This is a genomic window from Annamia dubia NIES-4383 (assembly GCF_055394725.1).
Genome location: NZ_AP025630.1, coordinates 1,325,615 through 1,340,246 on the forward strand (window position 1 = coordinate 1,325,615; position 14,632 = coordinate 1,340,246).

Annotated in this window: 15 protein-coding genes; 9 read left to right on the plus strand and 6 right to left on the minus strand. The window is 30.7% G+C overall.

Features of this window, described 5'->3' with window-relative positions:
• Nucleotides 1-51: 51 nt before the first annotated feature.
• Together Anndu_RS06005 and Anndu_RS06010 are read right to left on the minus strand one after the other, a co-directional pair.
• Nucleotides 52-1,461, minus strand: coding sequence for an ankyrin repeat domain-containing protein (locus tag Anndu_RS06005; protein ID WP_464103505.1), 1,410 nt, complete (start codon nt 1,459-1,461; stop codon nt 52-54).
• A gap of 125 nt (nt 1,462-1,586) precedes the next feature.
• Nucleotides 1,587-2,759, minus strand: a complete 1,173-nt coding sequence (locus tag Anndu_RS06010; protein ID WP_464103506.1) for a pyridoxal phosphate-dependent aminotransferase — start codon at nt 2,757-2,759, stop codon at nt 1,587-1,589.
• 378 nt (nt 2,760-3,137) lie between these two features.
• On the opposite strand from Anndu_RS06010, the gene Anndu_RS06015 reads away from it, so the two are divergent.
• The 6 genes from Anndu_RS06015 (at nt 3,138) to Anndu_RS06040 (ending at nt 8,438) form a co-directional block, all read left to right on the plus strand.
• Complete coding sequence (locus tag Anndu_RS06015; RefSeq protein ID WP_464103507.1) at nt 3,138-3,758, plus strand: hypothetical protein; 621 nt, start codon at nt 3,138-3,140, stop codon at nt 3,756-3,758.
• Between the two features lie 126 nt (nt 3,759-3,884).
• Nucleotides 3,885-5,195 carry a bifunctional folylpolyglutamate synthase/dihydrofolate synthase gene (locus tag Anndu_RS06020; protein ID WP_464103508.1) on the plus strand — a complete coding sequence of 437 codons (1,311 nt, stop codon included), beginning with the start codon at nt 3,885-3,887 and terminating at the stop codon, nt 5,193-5,195.
• A 2-nt stretch (nt 5,196-5,197) separates the two neighbouring features.
• Nucleotides 5,198-5,827, plus strand: coding sequence for a DUF963 domain-containing protein (locus tag Anndu_RS06025; protein ID WP_464103509.1), 630 nt, complete (start codon nt 5,198-5,200; stop codon nt 5,825-5,827).
• Nucleotides 5,828-5,979: 152 nt separating this feature from the next.
• Entirely contained in the window at nt 5,980-7,023 is a 1,044-nt protein-coding gene (locus Anndu_RS06030; RefSeq protein ID WP_464103510.1) for a bifunctional heptose 7-phosphate kinase/heptose 1-phosphate adenyltransferase, read from the plus strand.
• A gap of 81 nt (nt 7,024-7,104) precedes the next feature.
• Nucleotides 7,105-7,575 (plus strand): hypothetical protein, encoded by a 471-nt coding sequence (locus Anndu_RS06035; RefSeq protein WP_464103511.1) that lies wholly within the window; start codon nt 7,105-7,107, stop codon nt 7,573-7,575.
• 140 nt (nt 7,576-7,715) lie between these two features.
• Nucleotides 7,716-8,438: a biliverdin-producing heme oxygenase gene (locus tag Anndu_RS06040; RefSeq protein WP_464103512.1), complete on the plus strand. Its 723-nt coding sequence runs from the start codon at nt 7,716-7,718 to the stop codon at nt 8,436-8,438.
• A gap of 52 nt (nt 8,439-8,490) precedes the next feature.
• Here Anndu_RS06040 and Anndu_RS06045 read toward each other — a convergent pair whose 3' ends face one another.
• The 4 genes from Anndu_RS06045 to Anndu_RS06060 form a co-directional block, all read right to left on the minus strand.
• Entirely contained in the window at nt 8,491-8,748 is a 258-nt protein-coding gene (locus tag Anndu_RS06045; RefSeq protein ID WP_464103513.1) for a DUF3493 domain-containing protein, read from the minus strand.
• A 24-nt stretch (nt 8,749-8,772) separates the two neighbouring features.
• Nucleotides 8,773-9,957 carry an LL-diaminopimelate aminotransferase gene (locus Anndu_RS06050; protein WP_464103514.1) on the minus strand — a complete coding sequence of 395 codons (1,185 nt, stop codon included), beginning with the start codon at nt 9,955-9,957 and terminating at the stop codon, nt 8,773-8,775.
• Nucleotides 9,958-10,157: 200 nt separating this feature from the next.
• Complete coding sequence (locus Anndu_RS06055) at nt 10,158-10,481, minus strand: thioredoxin family protein (protein WP_464103515.1); 324 nt, start codon at nt 10,479-10,481, stop codon at nt 10,158-10,160.
• A 302-nt stretch (nt 10,482-10,783) separates the two neighbouring features.
• Nucleotides 10,784-11,746 (minus strand): Npun_F2552 family protein, encoded by a 963-nt coding sequence (locus Anndu_RS06060; protein WP_464103516.1) that lies wholly within the window; start codon nt 11,744-11,746, stop codon nt 10,784-10,786.
• A 259-nt stretch (nt 11,747-12,005) separates the two neighbouring features.
• Between Anndu_RS06060 and Anndu_RS06065 the strand changes: the two genes are divergently transcribed.
• The 3 genes from Anndu_RS06065 to Anndu_RS06075 all read left to right on the plus strand — a co-directional run bounded on the left by Anndu_RS06065 (nt 12,006) and on the right by Anndu_RS06075 (nt 14,385).
• Nucleotides 12,006-12,449 (plus strand): DUF3531 family protein, encoded by a 444-nt coding sequence (locus Anndu_RS06065; RefSeq protein WP_464104041.1) that lies wholly within the window; start codon nt 12,006-12,008, stop codon nt 12,447-12,449.
• Between the two features lie 131 nt (nt 12,450-12,580).
• Nucleotides 12,581-13,045, plus strand: a complete 465-nt coding sequence (locus tag Anndu_RS06070; protein ID WP_464103517.1) for an NUDIX hydrolase — start codon at nt 12,581-12,583, stop codon at nt 13,043-13,045.
• 116 nt (nt 13,046-13,161) lie between these two features.
• Nucleotides 13,162-14,385: a PQQ-binding-like beta-propeller repeat protein gene (locus tag Anndu_RS06075; RefSeq protein ID WP_464103518.1), complete on the plus strand. Its 1,224-nt coding sequence runs from the start codon at nt 13,162-13,164 to the stop codon at nt 14,383-14,385.
• Nucleotides 14,386-14,632: the final 247 nt, after the last annotated feature.

A 14,632-nucleotide genomic window follows, 5' to 3' on the forward strand; every position in this document is an offset into this window, starting at 1 on the left:
CTAAATTGGTCATTAATCATTTATAAACTATCAATTATTGATTATCAATTATTATTCTGCTCCTGCATTTTTTAATAAGTCAACCATTTCAGGATAATGATTATATTGGGCTAACATTAAGGCGGTATAACCTGCATTATTTTTGTCATTTAAGTTAACTTGATTAGTATTTAATAAAGCCTGTGTTACTTGTAAATAACCTCGATGGGAAGCCCACATTAAAGCAGTCGCCCCCGCATTATCTTTGAGATTAAGATCTGCTTGAGCTTGAATTAATTTTTCCACAATAATTAAATTACCTAGATCCGCCGCTTTCATTAATACTGTTTTGCCATCATTAAAACGGGTGTTAGGATCCGCTCCCCCATCTAATAAGATTTGAGTAATTTCTGCAAAATTGTGGATAATAGCTAAACTTAAGGCTGTATCTTCTTCATTTTGATAATTAATATTTGCTCCATATTCTAACAATAATTTGACGATTTCTTGATACCCTTGTAAACAAGCAATGATTAAACAACTATCTCCAGATTCGTTAATCAGATTGGGATCAGCACCATTTTCTAATAATAATTTAACAATCTCTGTATAACCTTCTACTGTAGCCAAAAATAAGGCACTTTCTTCAATATTATTTGTTAAATTAATTTCCACTCCTGCTTCTAATAAACATTTAACTATTTCCTCATTTCCTTCGGCTGAAGCTATCATTAAAGGTGTTTCTTGATCGGCAGTTTGATCATTAAGATTAACCCCTTTTTCGATTAAAAATTTTAATACTTCAAGATGTCCTTTTTCTACTACCTTAATTAAGGGAGTTTCGCCTTCTATTAAAATATCATTAAGGTTAATTCCTTGTTTTAATAATTCAGTTAATAACAGATGAATTAAATTAAGATGACCTGATTTAATTGCTTCAAAAATTCCTTCTTTTATTGTCTCAAGATCAGTGCCAACTTCTAATAAATATTCAACAATATTTTGATGATTATTAGCAATAGCTAAATGAAAAGCACAATCTTCATCTTTATCTTTTAAATTGAGGTTAGCACCTGCTTTAATTAACTCTTTAACTACTTCTAAATTTCCTTTATAACAAGCGATCATTAAAGCGGGAGAGCCATCTTCATTTGTTAAATTTACATCGGCTCCATACTCAATTAAAATCTTAACAAGATGGGTTAAATTAGCGGTTGAGGCTAACATTAAAGGAGTAATTTTATAAGGTCTTCTTTGATAATTTACATCCGCTCCATTTTCGATCAATAATTTAACTATTTCAGGATGATTATTTTGTACTGCATAAATTAAGGGGGTACAAAAATTTTTATCTATCATATTAAGATCAATTTTTTGATCTTCAATTTCTTGATTCAAAGATTCTTTTATTAATGTTTCTACTAGACTGTGATCGCCTTGTTTACAGGCTTGTAGGAGAAGAAAATTTTGATTAGAAGTCATATTATTGATCTCAATTTTAGAGTAATAATGGATAGGTTAAACTAATTAATTTATTTTTTTACTTGTGATTATATCATTAATTAATCATTTGTTACAAATCTTAACGCAATCAATTAAAATAAAAATTAATGATTATGACTAATATTTTGTAAACCATGAACTAATCTATTCATACCTTCGGTGACAGTTTCTGAGTCTAAAGCACCATAGGAAATTCTTAAAAAACAACCTTGATTCATGCCAAAAGTTGATCCGGGAATTACGGCAATTTTATAATCAAAAATCAGTTGTTTTGTTAATTCAAAATCATCAATTTCTTGGTTAATTTTGAGGAAAAAATAAAATGCTCCTTGGGGTGTTGACCATTGACATTGATCTTTAATTGGTTCTAATAAATTAACAACTTTTTGGCGAATTTGCTCAAGTTTTGGTAAATATTGATCACAATATTTTTTCCCTATTTGTAAAGCACCTAAAGCCCCATATTGGCAAATAACCGGAGGACAAATTAAGATAGTATCTTGTACTTTTTTAATGGCAAAAAGTAGATGTTTTGGTATTACCATATAACCGATCCGCCAACTCGCAAAACCATAAGCTTTTGATAAACTAAATAATGAAATTGTATAAGGGCTACTACTGGGCAAAGATGCGGGTGAAAAATGTTGATGATCTTCGTAGGTAAAATATTCATAAGCTTCATCGCTAATGTGATAAATACCTTGTTGTTGGCAGATTTGATTAATTTTAATTAATGATTGGGGATCATAAACTGCTCCGGTGGGATTATTAGGAGAAATTGTAACAATTGCTTTAGTTTTAGGAGTGATTGCTTGGGCAATTAATTCAGGTTGTAGTTGATAATTTTCGTCTGTTGGAACTAAAATAGGTTGACAATTTGCCATTTTAATGGCCATTTCATGGTTAAAATAATAGGGCGTTTGTAAAATGATTTCATCTCCAGCATTAGTAATAGCTAAAATAGCATTCATAAAAGCCATATTACTTCCGGCCGTGACAACAATGGCATGATCATCAGTTATTTTAATCTGATTATCTTCTAATAATTTTTGCTCAATAATTTCTAATAATTGAGGTATGCCAATAACTGATTGATATAAATGATTTTTAGGATTATCTAAAAAATTAGAAATTTGTTTAATTGCTTGGGGGGGAGGAGGATAAGAAACTACACCTTGACCTAAAGATATTGTACCCTTAGATTGGGCGATCATTTCTCCTACTACTGCAATTAAAGGAGATTGTATTTGATCCATTCGAGAGCTTAAATTTTGCATATTTTCTAAATTTTGATTGATGAAAAAATTATTAAGGTAATTTATTTTTAATACAATCAATTTTTAAATAATTAATTTAGATTTTAGACAGTTGATTAATTTAAACATTTTGATCCTATCACATCTCAACATCCTAACACTGAACTTTTCTCGGTTGATTTGTACTATTTTTTACTGCGCTCATTAATTTGGATTGTAAAATTTTGTAAAGATAACAGTTAGTTTAAAACTCTTGTGATACTTATATGAACGGTAATTTAACTTGAATTAATTAAGAAAACTACCATTCCCTCTTTATAAGACTTTGTTATTCTAAATCGTAAGAAATGTTATGATATTCGATTAAATTATTACTTTATTATCTCATCTAAAAAAACTATGATTAATCAATCAAAAAAATCTTTCATCAAAATTAATCTGATTATAACTTTATTAAGTGTAATTATTAGTTATTTAACCATAGCTTGTAATAATCAATCTCAAATAAACAGCCCAGAAAAGCAAGAAATCCAAACTAATCAAACTAATAATAATTCGCCAGAAAACCCTAATCAAAATTTGCTTTCTTGTCAAAAAAATACGGAAAAAATAGATCAAGAAAGATGGGAAGTTATCTACCAGAAAAAAGATAATAGTAAAGCAACATGGTTAAATTTAACTAAAAATAATATAAAAAGTGATAATTTAGAAAAAAGTTGTAATCAAATTGCTCAAACTTTAGATCAATTAAATCAAGAGGGATTATTTAATATAAATTATCAAGTAGATTCTAACAATAAAAATAGTTATCTTTTATGTGGAGAAACCAAAAGTAAACCGAATCAATGTTCTTTAATTACTGAATTAAAAGTAACTCAAAATATTGATCAAACTTTTAAAGAAATTGCTCAACCTTTATTAATTCAAAGTAAAACCAATCAAAAAGTTTCTGGAAATACATCTGAAATAACTAATAATATTAATCTAGCTCCCCATTTATTAGGTGGAAATAATCAATAAAAATAAATTTTTAAGTAGTGGCAATCTCGAAAATTCATCAAATATGTAATAATATAAAAAAGGTTGTCTTTCCTCTTAATTAAAATTTTATTTTGAATCTTTAAACTTATCATATTTTAAATACAAATGATCAATAACTATCTTGAATCTTTGTCAAAATTTGGGATAAAATTAGGTTTAGAAAGTATTAAAAATTTACTTTCAATTTTAGATAATCCCCAACAAAAATTTCCGGTAATTCATATAGCAGGTACGAATGGAAAAGGCTCGGTTTGTGCCTATTTAGCTTCGATTTTAATAGAAAGTGGTTATCAAGTGGGGAAATATATTTCACCCCATTTAATCAATTGGAATGAAAGAATTACTATTAATAATCAACCCATTTCTACCGAAAATTTTACAGAAATTTTACAAGAAATTAAAGCGAAAATTGAATTTAATCAATTAGATTCATTGACACAATTTGAAGTAATTACGGCGGCGGCTTTTTGTTATTTTGCCCAACAAAAAGTTGACATTGCTATTATTGAAGTGGGCTTAGGTGGGCGACTTGATTCTACTAATGTTTTTGATAATCCTTTATTAACTGTTATTACTTCGATCGGGCGAGATCACTGTCAACAATTGGGCGAAACTTTAACAGAAATTGCCTTAGAAAAAGCAGGTATTTTAAAGCCTTTAACTCCGGCCATTATTGGTAATTTACCCCAAGAAGCATTAACCGCAATTGAGTCTAAAATTAAGGAATTAAATTGTCCCCAAATTGTTATCAAACCTGCTATAATTATTAAAGAAAATTTAAACCAAAATTATCAAACTTTTGCGATCAATCCTCCTGAAACTAAGGTTAAATTTTTAGCACCTTCTCACCAAAATTTTCAATTTTATGATTTAGATTATGATTTAACTTTAGCCGGAGAATTTCAATTAAATAATAGCTCCATCGCTGTGGCCTGTTGTCAAATTTTAGAGCAAAAAGGTTGGAAAATTAATGCTAAAACGATTAAAGATGGGATCAAAAAAACAAAATGGATAGGAAGATTACAATGGATCAAATATCAAGAAAAAACTATTTTAATTGATGGCGCACATAATCTTGATGGAGCAAAATTTTTACGTCAATATGTAGATCAATTTAATTTACCGATTACTTGGATCATGGGGATTTTAAAAACAAAAGATTATGAAGAAATCCTAAAAATTTTGTTAAAACCTAAAGATCAATTGTATATTGTACCTATACCTAATTATGACTATGTAGAGCCAAATAATTTACAATCTTTAGCTTTAAAAATTTGTCCAGATTTAGAAAATTGTCAAACTTTTGATGATTTATTTATCCCTTTGAAAGAAATTAATCAAACATCAGCTTTAACTGTTTTATGTGGCTCACTTTACTTATTAAGTTATTTCTTTAATCAATCAAAAAATGATTAATTATGTTTAAATTTTATGCTTTTTTATTAGTTTTTATTGTTAGCTTAATGGGATGTGAAAAAACAGAAAAAACTGTTAATCAAACTCCCGTTAATACTCCCACACCTGTTAATACTTCTACCCCTATTAATCCCCCAACTCCTATTAGTAATAATGATAATTCAACTACTTTTAATTTACAATCACCCGTAACATTAGAAGGCATGGGAAGTATTAAAACAGAAATGACGATCGAAGAAGCAGAAAAAGCCACTAATCTAACTTTAAAAAAAGAACAAAGTGGCGGAGAAGAAGGAGGTTGTTATTATTATTCAATCGTGGGAATCAATGATATTTTATTAATGATAATAGATAATAAAATTGCCAGAATTGATATTTTTAATCCCGTTGTGACAACAAAAGAAGGAATAAAAATTGGGGATACAGAAGCAAAAGTTAAACAAATTTACGGTAATAATATTAAAGAAGAACCTCATCATTATGTAGAAAATGGAAAATATTTAATTTTAACTTTACCTAATAATTTTAATCCCAATTATGCTATTATTTTTGAAACCGATAGTAATGGTAAAGTTACAACTTTTAGAACTGGCCGTTTTCCTGAAGTTGGTTATATTGAAGGTTGTGCTTAAATGTTATTATTAAATTAAAATTATCTGTGTTTTAATAATTTTTAATTTTTTAATTTCAAAATTAAGCAAAAAAAGCTTAACATATTAAACATAATTTATTTAAAATTATTTTAATACTAGAAAAAAAATTATTAAATTTAATTACATATAAAATGACTAAAATTAATCAGAATTTTTACAATTATCTAGCCCAATCTCAACCTAAATTAAACAACTATTTAGATCAATTTAATCAACCAAATATTTTAGTAGTGGGTGACTTAACTTTAGATGAATTTTTAACAGGAGAAGTGGAAAGGCTCTCAAGGGAAGCCCCCGTTCTAATTTTACGCCATGAATACACGGAGCAGATCCCAGGGGGAGGTGCTAATGCGGTTTATAATTTAGCCAAAATGGGCGGTAAAATTAAAGTGGCCGGCATAATTGGTAATGATGCCCAAGGTGAGGCTTTAAAGCAGATTTTTGACCTTGCAGGAATTGATACAACGGGTATTTTAATTGATTCTAAACGCCCAACGGTTACAAAAACCAGAATTGTAGGCCATGCAAGGCAGTCGGTTAGTCAACAAATTGTGAGGGTCGATCGTAAATCAGATGATTTACCCGATCTTGATCTACAAATGCAGTTAGCTGACTATATTAACTCACAAATTTCTCAAGTTGATGGGGTAGTATGCTCTGATTATGGGGATGGAGTTTTTACCCAACCTGTGATTAAAGCCAGTTTAAGCCATTCTAGGGTAATTGTAGATACTCAGAAAAATTTAGGAAGATTTGCAAATTCAACTCTGTTTACGCCTAATGTTCCAGAGGCTGAATTGGCAGTAGGCTATAAAATTAAAGATGAAAACTCATTATATAAAGCTGGAAAAGATTTATTAAATTTAACTAATGCTCAGAAAATTTTAATCACAAGGGGCGAAGATGGCATGAGTTTATTTGAAAAAGAGGATAATGAGGTAAAAATAGCTCACATTCCGGCTTTTAATCGCACCGATGTATTTGATGTCACAGGGGCAGGGGATACGGTGGTAGCGGCCTTAACTTTAGCTTTAGCAGTGGGGGCGAACTTTTTTGATGCCGCCATTTTGGGAAATTTAGCCGCTAGTATTGTGGTACGTCATTTTGGCACGGCCACAACTACCACCACCGAAATGAAAGAAACTTTACAGATTTTATTAGAGGAAAATGGTTAATTGATCATTGATCACTCATTACTGGTCACTGGTCACGGTAAAAGTTATAATCAAAAAAATTAATCACCATTTATAATCAATATGAAAAATTTAAAATTCATTTTAGGGTTACTCCTTGGCTTGAGCCTTTCTCCCACTGTGGCTTTAGCCCATCAAGTTGAAACTAATTATTTTTTACAGTCAAAAGGCTTAGAACTTAAATCAATTTTTAGTAATGGAGATGCCTTTAAAAACGCTAAAATTGTGATTTATTCTCCTGAAAATTCTGAACAACCTTGGTTAGAAGGGCAAACTGATCAAAATGGAGATTTTCTCTTTACTCCCGATCCCACGATCAACGGAAACTGGACGATCGAAATTGGTGAAGATAATCACTGGGATCGTTTAGTTATTCCAGTTAATCAGGGAAATATTGAAACCGATGAGATTGCCTATTCTCCAAATCATGAGCCTCATGAACATTATAGTTTAGCCGATCAATTTTTAATTGGTCTGATTGCCCTTGGTGGTGTGATGGGTGTTAAAATTTTTACCCGCAGATCCAAACAGTGATCAATAACAAATGACAATTTTTGTAAAGAATCTTAACAAAAAAGGTTAGCAATATGGTTTACGCTAGTTAAGCGTTTAAAATTTTTTCTTAAGCATTTAACAAAACTATTAAACTTTTAAGACAGGATATTGAATTAACTATGAGCGTAAATTTAGCAACTCAGTTAAGAGAAGGTACAAAAAAATCCCATACGATGGCAGAAAATGTTGGTTTTATCAAATGTTTTCTCAAAGGGGTAGTTGAAAAAAAATCCTATCGTAAACTTGTCACTAATCTCTATTTCGTTTATTCAACGATGGAAGAAGAAATGGAGAAACTCAAAGATCATCCTATTCTTTCTCAAATTTATTATCCTGAATTAAATCGGAAACAAAGTTTAGAAAAAGATCTCCAGTTTTATTATGGTTCTAACTGGCGCGAAGAAATCCAAATTACTGCGGCCGGTCAAGCTTATGTTGATCGCATTAGGGAAATTGCCCAAAATGAGCCAGAATTATTAGTAGGTCATTCCTATACTCGCTATTTAGGTGATCTTTCCGGTGGTCAAATTCTTAAAAAAATCGCTCAAAACGCCATGAACTTAAATGGCGATGGTACTGCTTTTTATGAATTTGAACACATCCCCGATGAAAAAGCCTTTAAAGACAAGTATCGTCATGCGATGGATACCTTACCCATTGATCAAGCCACAGCCGATCGCATTGTCACAGAAGCCAATGATGCTTTTGGCATGAATATGAAAATGTTTAATGAGTTAGAAGGTAATCTCGTTAAAGCCATCGGTACTATGTTATTTAATATGTTAACCCGCCGCCGTAGTGGTGGCAGTACAGAAGAAACACCATCAGCCGAATTAGCATAAATTGCCCAAATTTTAGCCAAAAATTACAATAAGGAAGTTTAAGAATTTAATCTTAAACTTCCTTATTTTCTAGGCGAAAAAGAAAGATCATTAAAGCAATTACTCCTAATTGTAAAGCCAAATTAGGAATAGTTGAACTGTTAGAATTACCGCTTAAAAGTTTTAAGAGAAAAATTAAAGCCCCTAGAAAACCGGAGATTCCAAAAGCTAAATAAAAGAATTTTCTTAAGCCTCGATAGGGCTTTTTTGTCTCAGCTTTTAAACGCTTAATTAATTCAGGAGATAATTGTTTTTGAGAATTTTGATTCATCTGTTATTAGAAAATAAATAATAATTATAACATCTTATGATCATCTAAAAATTGACCAATTTTTTGGGTGGCAATTTCTAAAATTTCCGGTTCTAAAACTAAGGCAAATCGCACATAACCTTCCCCAGATTGACCAAAACCAGAGCCGGGGGTCAGTGCTACACCCGTTTCTTCTACTAATTTGATACAAAAATCAACGGAATTTAATTGACATTTTGGCGGTAATTTTGCCCATAAATAAAGAGTAGCTAAAGGAGTGGGAACTTCCCAGCCAATTGCTTTTAAAGATTGAATTAAATAATCCCTTCTTTGCTCAAATACTTTGACAGTTTTCTTAACAATTTGATCGGGACATTGTAAAGCGGTAATCGCCCCATTTAAAATGCCTTTATACTGGTTAAAATCTATCACCGATTTAACTTGTTTTAAAGCTTTAATTAACTGTTGATTTCCCACAGCAAAACCGATGCGAAAACCCCCCATATTATAGGATTTAGAAAAGGTAAATAGTTCGATCGAAATTTCTTTATTGACATCAGCTTGTAAAACAGAAGGCGGTTGAGGTGTTCCCGTAAAATAAATATCAGCGTAGGGAAAATCATGGATTAAAACAATCTTATTTTCTTGACAAAATTTTACAGTTTTACGGAAAAATTCAATGGTAGCCATTGCTGAGGTGGGATTATGGGGATAATTTAACACCATTAATTTTGCCTGTTTAATAATATCTTGAGGGATATTTTCATAAATAGGTAAAAATTGATTTTCTGCTAACAAAGGCATATAATAAATTTGTCCATTTGCTAAGTGAACCCCCCCAATATGGGAAGGGTATCCCGGATCAGTTAATAAGGCATAATCCCCCGGATTTAAAATAGTTAAAGGTAAATGTGCCGTGCCTTCTTGACAACCAATTAATGGTAAAACTTCCGTATCTGGATTAATCGAAATTCCGTATCTTTTTGTATACCAAAAAGCGGCGGCTTTTCTAAAATCTAAAGTGCCATGATGTAATAAATAAGCATGGTTTTTACTGTCATTTAAAGATTCCCTAATTGTGTCAATAATTGGCTCAGGTGTAGGTAGATCCGATGAGCCTAAAGATAAATCAATAATAGTTTTACCTTGAGCCTCAGCCTTAGTTTTTGCCGTATCCATATCTGCAAAAACATTATGGGATAAATGTTCTAATTTTTGAGATAATTGCATTTTGTTGTAAGTATTTTTGAGACAATATTAATTAATTATAATTTTGTTGAACTATTTTAATCCCATTATTAACATCTTTTTCTTGATAAAGTTAATTATCTAATTTTCTTAGGTATAAAATTAATTTTGAGAGGAATTAGTCATTAGTCATTTGTTAGCTATCAGTTAATTATCAATTATCCATTATTACTTATTACTGATTATAAATTTTGATCTAATAAAGCTTTTAACTTATCTTTCGTAATTGCACCTTCAAAAGATAAAACTAATTCTTCATTTTTAAATAATCTTACAGCAGGTACTCCCTCCACCGCATATTTTGTCACGGTAATGGGATTGGGATCTACCTCTAATTTAACCACTTTGAGGCGATCGCTGTAAGTTTGTGCTGCCCACTCAATGGAAGGAGATACCAGACGACAAGGGCCACACCAAGAAGCCCAAAAATAAGCCAGAACAGTGTGATCGTCCTTTAAAACTTCTTTTTCAAAGTCAGCATCATTAATCACAATAACTTTACTCAAAATAATACCCTCCTGTAATAAATCTTAATATTTATTATTAAAACATAAAATTAAAACATCAAAACTGAAAATTGAAGAAGGATGTTTTCAGTTTTAGCACTAAATTGACTTATTGGGAAATTAACAGTGATGACAGCCCCTCAAATTGGCTTTTTTTGAAAGTCTAAATTATGAGAAAATTGAAAATTAGTCAATAAAAAACCGCCCATGATGAGGTGGCGGTCTGAACATAAGCAATCGGAGGGTATTTTTAGAGTCTAACAAAATGCCCTAAAATACCGTAATCTATGTTACCAATCTTTTTAAGAATTGGAATAAAGATTTAATGGTTCTTTAATGAATTTGATATAAAAATTCTTCAAAGTAGATTTGAAAACCCTTGGTAAACCAAAATCAATGGGTATAAGGGCTGATGGTAATTTCCAATCATCTATGACTAGATCACGGGGGTGAACTAAGGGAAAATTAAGTTGATCTATACTTTGCTCACATAAGCCCATTTTTAAGGAAGTGGCCACGGTTGGCACAAGTAAAGGATCTACATTGAGAATGTCTACCAATACTCGATCGAGTGCAAAAACATCCCTTGAAGCCCCTAAAATCCCTAGTTGACGTGGTTCTCCCCCATGAGGCCCATTCCCCTGATGGCCAATAATGCCATCTATAATCGTTAAATCAGGATCGATCGTTTTAGCCGTAGTAACTAACATTTCCCCAAACAAATCGGCATTTTTCCCCGCTTCCATGTGCCACCATGCTTTCATTTTTCCGGGTACACAGCCAAATAAATTTTTGACTCCTAAAGTTAAGGTTAACTGACTGTGGGATTTAACTTTTGGTAAATTAATCACCACATCAGCCTCCATTGCTTCTTTTGATAGGCGTAAATACTGAAAATTATCGTTTTGAGTTTCATATCTTTTCCCAGAAAACTCAATTAATGGCAGATTTAACTCTTTTAATAAAGGTAAATAGCCGTTATTTTTAGCCACCCCGTAAGCAGTCCCAAAAGCTGGACTATCCCCCAGAAAAGGCTTTCCACCTGCTTCTTGTACCATTTGTGCCACACAATAAACAAGTTCTTTTCTGGTGATACATTCTTTCGTTGGCCGTGATCCAGTTAAAAAATTAGGTTTTAATAAGACTCGATCGCCCGGCTTAACAAAATTTTCGATCCCACCCAAAGGAGAAAGCAAATTAATTAAAGACTCTTTTAAAGTGGGGATTTCATAGCTATTGGCTTTAATCAGACTGATAGAAGTCATAGTTTTTTGTAATCTCAAAATATTAAAAAAAATTGATTTTTTCTTTTCCAGAAAAAACATAATTATGTAACAATAGATATATAGCTTAACAATTTTTTGCTAAAAAATCATTGTCTTAATTAAGCAAGATCGCAAAAATTAAAATTATTTTTTCAAATACGGCCTAATTAATTTCAGTTTATTTTATTTATTAAACTTGGCTTTATTTATTTAATTTTAGTTGAATATTTACCACTTATTATTGATTACTTAAATTATGATAGAAGTGCAATTTAGAGAATTTAATCCTTTTGATTTATGGATTTGGTTAGAGTTTGAAAATTATCCTTCACCAATGGAACAACAATATATTGAAGAATTATTTTCTTCATGGTTTTTTTTAGGAAAATTAGGTGGTTTTAATGCGGAAAATTTACAAATTCAAGATCAAGGAATAGATATTAGTTATATGGATTATGATCACGAACTAGGGGATCAAATTTTAATGTCACCCATGCACAATATGGGGGAATTTCAATATTTAGGCACATGGGGAAGATGTTGGTTTGATCTAGGAACAAGTGATTTAATTGCTATAGATATTTTAATTAATTCTTTAAATCAATTAAGTCAAGAATATGTAGAAATTAAACGGATTATTTTTGGCGGTGAAAATGATGATTGGCAAGTAACTGAAAGGAGAAATGACCAATTTTTTGAATAAATTTTTGATCAAGGTTAAGCAATCATTTTATAATAAATTTTTAAATTTTTTGTAGATCATTGCTCACCTTTTCTTTAATGATGCCAACCTAATTATTAATCTTTAAATTTATTTAATTACTTTAAACAATTATGGCAAAATCTCACAGTAAAAAAGTCAAAACATCGAAAAAACCTAAAATTAGAGTAACAGCTTTAGGGGTAATTATTGATCAGGATTTAATTTTTTTATCTCAAGGTTATGATCAAGTTAAACAACAAACTTTTTACCGTGCTTTAGGGGGCGGTGTTAAATTTTGGGAAACCAGTATTGAGGCTTTAAAAAGAGAATTTAAAGAAGAAATTAACGCCGAAATAACTAATATTAAATATTTGGGTTGTCTGGAAAATATTTTTATTTATAATGGACAAAAAGGCCATGAATTAATCCAATTATATCAATGCGATTTTGTCGATCAAAATTTCTATAAATTAGATCAATTAACTTTTCGAGAAAAAGACCGTGAAAAAACCGCTCTCTGGTTAAAAATTGAAGATTGTCAAATAGGGAAATATTTAGTTTTACCTGAAGATTTTTTTAATTTAGTATCTTTTTAAGGCTTAAGAATACAAGAAAATATGCGTTAGTTTATCTTTTAATAATTTAATTTTAAATTATATTCAAAATTGCAAAAATTATTAACTTTCAACTATCAACTATCAACTGTTAATTTATGGCTTTTATTATGTACCGTTGTTGTGGTAGACATCTACTCCAAATAGATCAAACTGGGGCTTATATTGGGGCAATTATTGCGGGTCATGAAGGGGAAAGTGGCAGGGCTTTTTCCTATGATTTTGGCACTACTTATTACCCTGAAGATATTATTAATTTTAAAGACTTTCCAGAATTAGCAAAAATGCCTTTTTTTGCTGTTGATTATTCGGCCTATCATCGGGAGTTTATTCCTAAACTTGATCCCAAAAAAGATCGTAAAATTTATACTCTTTTAACGGCCGAATGTAAGTTCGGGGCTGGTGAAAATAATCAAGTAAAACAAGGGGAAGCAACGATTAATTTATTATGGCAATATACGCCCCCAAATTTAAAAGGTTATTGGAAAATTCCTATTTGGAGTTTAACAGTTAATGAAGATATTTGTTGGATGGGAAATAGGGATGGTTTACTATTAGGATTTAATCATGAAGGTGAGATTATTAATCAACAGGAATTAGGCTGTAAAATCAATTGTTTTGTGACTAATGATCAATATTTTTACTGTGGTTGTGATAATGGTAAAATTTATGATTTAAGAGGGAAAAAGCCCCAATCATTGTATAATATTCGTTCTAATTATTATGACTCTGGTTTATATATTTTTAACTTAACTTTTGCTGACAATAATATTTTAATTGTTGATACCTATGGTAATTTAAAATTAGTCAATGATCAATGGCAAACTATTTGGGAAAATAAGGATGATCAATTATGGCGTAGTTGGTTTTTAGCTTATCATGATCAAAAGATTTTTGTCGGTCATAGTAAAGGGCTTAATTGTTATGATCTTAATAAGGGTAAATTAATCTGGAAAAATGAAATGAAATCATCGGTATTATGGGGAGAAATTGTTAATCAATCTTTAATGATCGGCACAAGTGACGGGCAAATTTATAAAGTTAATCAACAAGGAGATTTTAAAGTAAAAAAAAGCAAAATGAGAAAACTTTTTCAAGGGGAAAGTGCCTTATTTTCCGGTGTAATTTTACCCGAACAAAAGTTAATAATTACCAGTGATTATCAAGGTCATATTTATGGAGTTAATTTCCAAGGAAAATTAATATTTCAATCAGTAATTGAAAAGGGAGCAATTTTAAATTTAAAAGCATGGCAAAATTTAATTTTTGCAGTGACAACGGAAGGCACAATTTTAGCTTTTGATCTGAAAAATATTATTTGATCATCTTAATTTCTTATTTTTATAAATTTTAGCCCTCAGCCCCTCACCCCCTCTCCCAATGGGCGAGGGGGAACTATTGAAACATATTTTAGTTCAATTTATTGAACGATTTTTGTTAGCCTTAAACTTGAGTTAAAGGCGGGTTAAATACTTCGAGTATTAATATCACTTTGAAATAAATTTCAAAGGTAATAGAGATCCTTAACTAAAGTTAACTAATAAAATGCAATAATTTGTTAAGATTTCT

Bases quoted from the DNA above. Each gene is read 5' to 3' on its own strand.
- Anndu_RS06005 (WP_464103505.1), bottom strand. From the start codon at position 1,461: ATGACTTCTAATCAAAATTTTCTTCTCCTACAAGCCTGTAAACAAGGC.
- Anndu_RS06010 (WP_464103506.1), bottom strand. From the start codon at position 2,759: ATGCAAAATTTAAGCTCTCGAATGGATCAAATACAATCTCCTTTAATT.
- Anndu_RS06015 (WP_464103507.1), top strand. From the start codon at position 3,138: ATGATTAATCAATCAAAAAAATCTTTCATCAAAATTAATCTGATTATA.
- Anndu_RS06020 (WP_464103508.1), top strand. From the start codon at position 3,885: ATGATCAATAACTATCTTGAATCTTTGTCAAAATTTGGGATAAAATTA.
- Anndu_RS06025 (WP_464103509.1), top strand. From the start codon at position 5,198: ATGTTTAAATTTTATGCTTTTTTATTAGTTTTTATTGTTAGCTTAATG.
- Anndu_RS06030 (WP_464103510.1), top strand. From the start codon at position 5,980: ATGACTAAAATTAATCAGAATTTTTACAATTATCTAGCCCAATCTCAA.
- Anndu_RS06035 (WP_464103511.1), top strand. From the start codon at position 7,105: ATGAAAAATTTAAAATTCATTTTAGGGTTACTCCTTGGCTTGAGCCTT.
- Anndu_RS06040 (WP_464103512.1), top strand. From the start codon at position 7,716: ATGAGCGTAAATTTAGCAACTCAGTTAAGAGAAGGTACAAAAAAATCC.
- Anndu_RS06045 (WP_464103513.1), bottom strand. From the start codon at position 8,748: ATGAATCAAAATTCTCAAAAACAATTATCTCCTGAATTAATTAAGCGT.
- Anndu_RS06050 (WP_464103514.1), bottom strand. From the start codon at position 9,957: ATGCAATTATCTCAAAAATTAGAACATTTATCCCATAATGTTTTTGCA.
- Anndu_RS06060 (WP_464103516.1), bottom strand. From the start codon at position 11,746: ATGACTTCTATCAGTCTGATTAAAGCCAATAGCTATGAAATCCCCACT.
- Anndu_RS06070 (WP_464103517.1), top strand. From the start codon at position 12,581: ATGGCAAAATCTCACAGTAAAAAAGTCAAAACATCGAAAAAACCTAAA.
- Anndu_RS06075 (WP_464103518.1), top strand. From the start codon at position 13,162: ATGGCTTTTATTATGTACCGTTGTTGTGGTAGACATCTACTCCAAATA.